Source organism: Capnocytophaga sp. oral taxon 332 str. F0381, from assembly GCF_000318275.2.
In the GTDB taxonomy this organism is placed as follows: Bacteria; Bacteroidota; Bacteroidia; order Flavobacteriales; family Flavobacteriaceae; genus Capnocytophaga; species Capnocytophaga bilenii.
The window spans coordinates 1-502 of sequence record NZ_KB291343.1 but is presented as its reverse complement, the minus strand read 5'-3'; the positions used below and the strand labels follow the sequence as shown (position 1 = coordinate 502).

The following is a 502-nucleotide window of genomic DNA, read 5'->3' as shown; positions in this document are numbered from 1 at the left end:
CATTTCTTTCAAGTGTTAAAGAGAAGGCATTTACAGTAACTGTGATTTCAGCGGTTTTGTTTTGGCTGTCTTTTACAGTTACTTTGGTAGTACCTGCGGCTTTTGCTTCAATACGCACTTTGTTATTTACTACTGAAGCGGTAACTTTGCTATTATCGGCTACCTGAACGGTATAGCCACCATTACCACTAAAAATTGCTACTTCGGCAGTAGTGCCTGCATTGATAGTAAGGGCGGTTCTTTCAAGCGATAAACCACGTGGTTTTACAGTAACTGTGATTTCGGCGGTTTTGTTTTGACTGTCTTTTACGGTTACTTTGGTAGTACCTGCGGCTTTACCTTCAATACGCACTTTATCGCCTACAATAGTAGCTGTTGCTTTGCTATTATCCGCTACTTGCAGAGTATAATTACCGTTACCTGCTGTAATTGCTACTTCCACAGCGGCATCGGCATTTACTTCTACTGCATTTCTTTCAAGTGTTAAAGAGAAGGCATTTAC

Annotated in this window: 1 pseudogene; it reads right to left on the bottom strand. The window is 40.8% G+C overall.

Annotated features, from left to right (window positions below):
- A pseudogene (locus HMPREF9075_RS13620) lies at positions 1 to 502 on the bottom strand (hypothetical protein); the annotation flags it as partial.